This window comes from Mailhella massiliensis (assembly GCF_020741395.1).
In the GTDB taxonomy this organism is placed as follows: Bacteria; Desulfobacterota; Desulfovibrionia; order Desulfovibrionales; family Desulfovibrionaceae; genus Mailhella; species Mailhella massiliensis_A.
Genome location: NZ_DYZA01000188.1, coordinates 1 through 5,238, shown reverse-complemented (window position 1 = coordinate 5,238; position 5,238 = coordinate 1). Strand labels below are relative to the sequence as shown.

The following is a 5,238-nucleotide window of genomic DNA, read 5'->3' as shown; positions in this document are numbered from 1 at the left end:
CAGGATCCTCCAGCCTAGCTGGGGGCTTTTAACCCAAAAAGCCCTCTCCCGTCGGGGGAAAGGGCCTTGGCTTAACGGTGCGGAACTTCACAACACCTGCTTCAGAAACTGCTGAAGCCGGGGATGCCGGGGACGCTCAAAAATCTCTTCCGGGCTTCCCATTTCCAGGATCTGCCCCTTGTCCATGAACACCACCACGTCGGCCACAGTGCGGGCAAAACCCATTTCATGCGTCACGCAGATCATGGTCATGCCGTCGCGGGCAAGGTTTACCATAACATCCAGCACTTCGCCCACCATTTCAGGATCCAGCGCCGAGGTCGGCTCGTCGAAAAGCATGAGCTCCGGCTGCATGGCCAATGCACGGGCAATGGCCACACGCTGCTGTTGTCCGCCGGAAAGCATGGCAGGATACACGTTCGCCTTGTCGCTGATGCCCACCTTTTCCAGAAGCACCAGCGCCCGGGCTTCGGCTTCCTTCCGAGGAGTACCGCGCAACCTGCACGGAGCCATGGTCAGGTTCTGGAGCACGGTTTTATGAGGAAACAGGTTGAACTGCTGGAACACCATGCCCAAGTTCTGGCGGATCTTGTTGATATCGTTTTTCGGGTCGTTGACATCAATACCGTCCACAGCGATGAGCCCGCTGTTGATTTCCTCAAGCCTGTTGATGGAACGCAGCAACGTGGACTTGCCGGAACCGGACGGGCCTATGATGACCACGCGCTGCCCCTGATACACATGCAGGGAAACATCCTGCAGGGCGGGCAGCTCTCCAAAGAATTTCCACACATGTTCGATACGGATGATGGGCTCCGCACTATTTGCGTTTGTCATAGTAGTTCAGCCTGGATTCCAGAATGCTGACCGCTTTGGACAGCAGCAGCGTGATGATGAGATAGATCAACGCAATGATGGTGTAAGTTTCAAAGTACAGATAGCTCTTCGCAGCGAAGCTGCGGCCGTACTGCATGAGGTCGGGCATAGCCATGACGGAAACCAGCGAGGTATCCTTGAGCATGGCGATGCATTCATTGCCCACGGGCGGTACTATGGTACGCAGGGCCTGGGGAAGTACCACCAGTACCATGGTCTGCACCTTGTTGAACCCCAGGGAGCGCGAAGCCTCCGTCTGCCCCTTGGGTATGGCCATGATGCCGGCCCTGAACACTTCACCCATATACGCGCCGTAACAGAAGCTGATGGCAATGACGGCCGAGGTCAGACCGCTGACCTGAAGAAACTTTGCAAGCGCATAATAGATGTAGAAAATCTGCACCAGCAGGGGAATACCGCGTATTACTTCCACATAGGTAGAGGCAATGAGGTTGATCACCCTGTTGTGGGAAAGCCTGCCCAGCCCCGTGATGAGGCCGAGGGGAATGGCGCAGATGATGGAAAGAATAGTCACTTCAAAGGTGACGATAAGACCTTCCGGGACAAAACGGAGAATCTCAAGATAGGGATCGGGCCAGACGGTGCACAGAAACGTAAGCACCGCCACCGCGCCTACCAGGGAAAGGGACCAGGCGTTGACCAGGCTCCCCTTTTCGGAATCAGGAAGCACAAGACCTCCGGCCGGAACCTCTATTTTCCCTTCCGGAGCGACGCCGGCCGGAAGGGAATTTTCCTCATTGTCGCGCATAAGGCAGCATACCCTGAAGCTGAAGGTGAGGCAAATCGCCTAGTCGCCCAACCACTTGCGGATGAGTTCAGCCTCTATGCCCTTTGCACGCACGGCCTCTATACCCTTGTTCAGGCGCTCCACAAGGTCCTTGCGGTTCTTCTGTACCACAAAACCGAAGGACTCCGTGGCCTCGGTACGGAAGGCGACGGTGAGATGGTCGGCAAAACCTTCCTTCTGGTTGGCATAATAAAGGGCCACGGGAGAGTCGCAGATCACGGCGTCGATACGGGAATTCAAAAGATCCTGCATGGCGAGGCCTACACTGTCGTATTCACGAATAGTCATGTCCACGCCGCTTTTCTGAGCCACGAAGATGCCGGTGGTGCCGATCTGCCCGCCGAGCACCCTGCCCTTCAGGGCCTCGAAGTTTTCGGCGGAGTCCCCTTTGCGCAGCACCACGATCTGCTGCACGTCATAATAGGGCACGGTAAAGGCAAAAGCCTTCTGACGTTCAGGCGTAATGGTCACGGCAGAGGCGATCACGTCGTAGTTGCCCGCGGCAATACCGGCAAAAATACCGTCCCACGCCGTCATGCGGAACTCCACCTCAAGGCCCACTTCCTTGCCTATGGCCGTCATCATATCCATATCATAACCGATGATCTGTTTATTATCATCAAGAAATTCCATCGGAGGCCATTCAGGATTGGTGGCGACAATAATTTTTTCCGCCGCCATGGCGGAAGAACACAGAAGCGTAGGCAGAAGAAACAAGGCACACAGAAGACGACGAAGCATGGAGACTCCTTGAGTGGCAAAAAGTACAGTAACAGGGCTGAAAGCTCAGCCCTCCCCCTCTGTTTTCACCGGCAGCCCCTCCCCAGCGGGCAGACCGGCATGGATATTAATAATATAATCTTGGACACTATGAATGATGCAGGGGCATGATGTCAAGGAAGGAAAGAAAAGTGCCCTCTTTTCCTGTAGGATTTTCCGTCGCAGCGGATCTTCCGGCACGGAAAAGGCCGCCCCTTTCCGGGGCGGCCTCATGCATCAGTTCCCTCAGAAAAAACTATTCCAGCCCCATCTTGCGGGCGATGCTCTGGGCCGCACGACGGCCGGCGCCCATGGCCAGAATCACGGTGGCCGCGCCGGTCACGATATCGCCGCCGGCGTAGACGTTGGGAATGGAAGTTTCGCCGTTTTCATCCACGGCTATGTAGTTCTTCTCGGTCAGCTTCAGGCCGGGCGTGCAGTCCAACATGAGAGGATTGGAACGCGTACCCAGGGCCACTATGGCAAGGTCGGTCTCCAAAACGAAGTTCTGACCTTCCACGGGGCGGGGACGACGACGGCCGGAAGCATCGGGTTCGCCGAGTTCCATGCGCTGAAGTTCCACGCCGGTGAGGTGATTTTCCTCATCATGCAGGAAACGCACGGGCGCGGAAAGTTCAAGCAGCTTCACGCCCTCTTCCAGAGCATGTTCGATTTCCTCACCGCGGGCGGGCATTTCCGCACGAGTGCGGCGGTAGACGATATGCACGCTTTCCGCGCCGAGGCGCAGCGCCGTACGCGCGGCGTCCATGGCCACGTTGCCCGCACCGAACACGGTGACATGCTTGCCCGGAGCCACGGGGGTATCATATTCAGGGAAGGAATGAGCTCGGCCCAGGTTGACGCGGGTAAGGTATTCATTGGCCGAGAAGACGCCGATGCAGTTTTCGCCGGGAACCCCCAGGAAATGCGGAAGACCGGCGCCCACGCCGATGAATATGGCGTCATACCCTTCCTTGAGCAGCCCGTCCACAGTCACGGTGCGGCCGCCCACATGGTTCAGCCGGATATCAACATCCATGGCGCGCAGCCCGTCCAGTTCACGGGCCACCACGTCCTTGGGCAGACGGAAAGCAGGAATTCCGTAAATGAGCACACCGCCGGCCTCGTGCAGGCCTTCAAACATGGTCACGTCCACACCCAGGCGGGCAAGATAGCCTGCGCACGTCACGGAAGAGGGACCGGAACCTATGCAGGCCACGCGGCGCCCCACCTTCTTGATTTCCGGAATCTTTTCCGCACTGGCATGATCGGCCACATAGCGTTCCAGACGGCCGATAGCCACAGGCTGCCCTTTCTTGCCGAGAATACAGCGGCCTTCGCACTGCTTTTCCTGCGGGCAGACGCGGCCGCACACGGCAGGCAGGCTGCTGGAAGCGTGGATGATACGGCTCGCTTCATCAATATCGCCTTTCACCACCTCGGCAATGAAGTCGGGGATGGCGATATCCACGGGACAACCGGTACGGCAAAGGGGCTTCTTACATTGAAGGCAACGGGTGGCTTCCTCATGTGCCATTTCCGCAGTGTAGCCCAGAGCCACTTCGCCGAAATTCTTGATACGTTCCTCAGGGGCCTGGCAGGGCATATCATGACGGGGAATCTTCGCCCCACGGGTGACTTCCTGACTCATGGTTAGGCCTCCTTCCTTTCAAAGCAGTTGCAGCGATGATGTTCACGGGCATGGGCTTCCTGGGTACGGAAGGAACCGAGGCGGCTGCGCAGTTCCGCAAAATCCACCTTATGGCCGTCGAATTCCGGGCCGTCCACACAGGTGAACTTCATTTCCCCGCCCACAGTCACGCGGCACGCGCCGCACATACCGAGGCCGTCCACCATAAGAGAGTTAAGACTCACGGTGGTGGGCACGCCATAGCCGCGCGTGAGCTCCGCTACGGCCTGCATCATGGGTACGGGGCCTACGGCCACCACTTCGGCGATATTTTCGCCTTCGCTGTCCAAACGGCCGCGCACAAGGTCGGTCACAATGCCCTTCTGACCTTCGGAGCCGTCGTCCGTGGAAACGAGCACCTCATCGCAGAACAGGGAAAGTTCCTTCTGGAACAGCAAAAGGTCCTTATTGCGCGCGCCGATGCAGGCGATGACATAGTTGCCAGCCTCATGATGCCCCTTGGCAATGTGATGCATGGCGGCCACGCCCGTGCCGCCGCCCACGCAGATGACTTTCTTCGGCGCAGCGAAATTTTCAATATTCGTGGCGCGGCCGAGCGGCCCGCAAACATCGAGGATTTCCTGGCCTTCTTCCAGCTCCTCAAGCATCTGGGTGGAGCGGCCCAACACCAAGTACACGATGGTGATGGTACCATGTTCCTTGTCGGTATCGGCGATGGTGAGCGGGAAACGCTCGCCGTTCCCGTCCACGCGCAGTATGACGAAATGGCCGGGGCGGGCCGTCGCAGCGATCTGCGGGGCATCAAGCACCAGTTTACTGGTGCGGCCGGGAATCAGTTTTTCCTTATGCAGAATTTTCGTGGGCATAAAACCTCCATGCATCCTTGTCCAGGTCGGAAGCCGGGCGTGAATATACGACCGGCGGCGGCAGATATGGCACGACGGCTCCTTCCAAAACGACCAGACGCCAGGAAAAAAAGCCACCGGAAAGCTGTGAGGGAATTTGCGTGTACGCGAAAAACTCCAAAGCTTTTCCCCTATCCATAGAAATAAAAAGGCGGCCCGTCAATGCCGCCTTGCTCCATGCCCCGGCCGCTCCCCTCGCGTAAGCCGTCCCATATGCGTGGCAGGGGAGCGCTCTCCAA

The 5,238-nt window shown here is 57.8% G+C and carries 6 protein-coding genes; all 6 read right to left on the bottom strand.

Going from position 1 to position 5,238, the window contains the following annotated elements:
* Window positions 1-87 precede the first annotated feature (87 nt).
* The gene (locus K8W16_RS09405) at window positions 88-837 is read right to left on the bottom strand and encodes an amino acid ABC transporter ATP-binding protein (protein ID WP_304122905.1); all 750 of its coding nucleotides are present in this window, start codon (window positions 835-837) and stop codon (window positions 88-90) included.
* Window positions 821-1,567 (bottom strand): amino acid ABC transporter permease, encoded by a 747-nt coding sequence (locus K8W16_RS09400; RefSeq protein WP_304122903.1) that lies wholly within the window; start codon window positions 1,565-1,567, stop codon window positions 821-823. The genes K8W16_RS09405 and K8W16_RS09400 overlap by 17 nt, the downstream gene beginning before the upstream one ends.
* A gap of 117 nt (window positions 1,568-1,684) precedes the next feature.
* Window positions 1,685-2,425 carry a basic amino acid ABC transporter substrate-binding protein gene (locus K8W16_RS09395; protein ID WP_304122901.1) on the bottom strand — a complete coding sequence of 247 codons (741 nt, stop codon included), beginning with the start codon at window positions 2,423-2,425 and terminating at the stop codon, window positions 1,685-1,687.
* Window positions 2,426-2,699: 274 nt separating this feature from the next.
* Complete coding sequence (gene gltA / locus K8W16_RS09390) at window positions 2,700-4,094, bottom strand: NADPH-dependent glutamate synthase (RefSeq protein WP_304122899.1); 1,395 nt, start codon at window positions 4,092-4,094, stop codon at window positions 2,700-2,702.
* A gap of 2 nt (window positions 4,095-4,096) precedes the next feature.
* A complete protein-coding gene (locus K8W16_RS09385) occupies window positions 4,097-4,960 on the bottom strand; it encodes a sulfide/dihydroorotate dehydrogenase-like FAD/NAD-binding protein (protein ID WP_304122898.1) in 864 nt (287 codons plus the stop codon).
* Window positions 4,938-5,238: hypothetical protein (locus K8W16_RS09380; RefSeq protein WP_304122896.1), on the bottom strand; the 301-nt coding region annotated here is incomplete at its 5' end. The genes K8W16_RS09385 and K8W16_RS09380, both read right to left, overlap by 23 nt.

What these genes read in the sequence shown, in the direction of transcription:
- K8W16_RS09385 (WP_304122898.1), bottom strand. Translation starts at nt 4,960, where the DNA reads ATGCCCACGAAAATTCTGCATAAGGAAAAACTGATTCCCGGCCGCACC.
- K8W16_RS09405 (WP_304122905.1), bottom strand. Translation starts at nt 837, where the DNA reads ATGACAAACGCAAATAGTGCGGAGCCCATCATCCGTATCGAACATGTG.
- K8W16_RS09395 (WP_304122901.1), bottom strand. Translation starts at nt 2,425, where the DNA reads ATGCTTCGTCGTCTTCTGTGTGCCTTGTTTCTTCTGCCTACGCTTCTG.
- gltA (WP_304122899.1), bottom strand. Translation starts at nt 4,094, where the DNA reads ATGAGTCAGGAAGTCACCCGTGGGGCGAAGATTCCCCGTCATGATATG.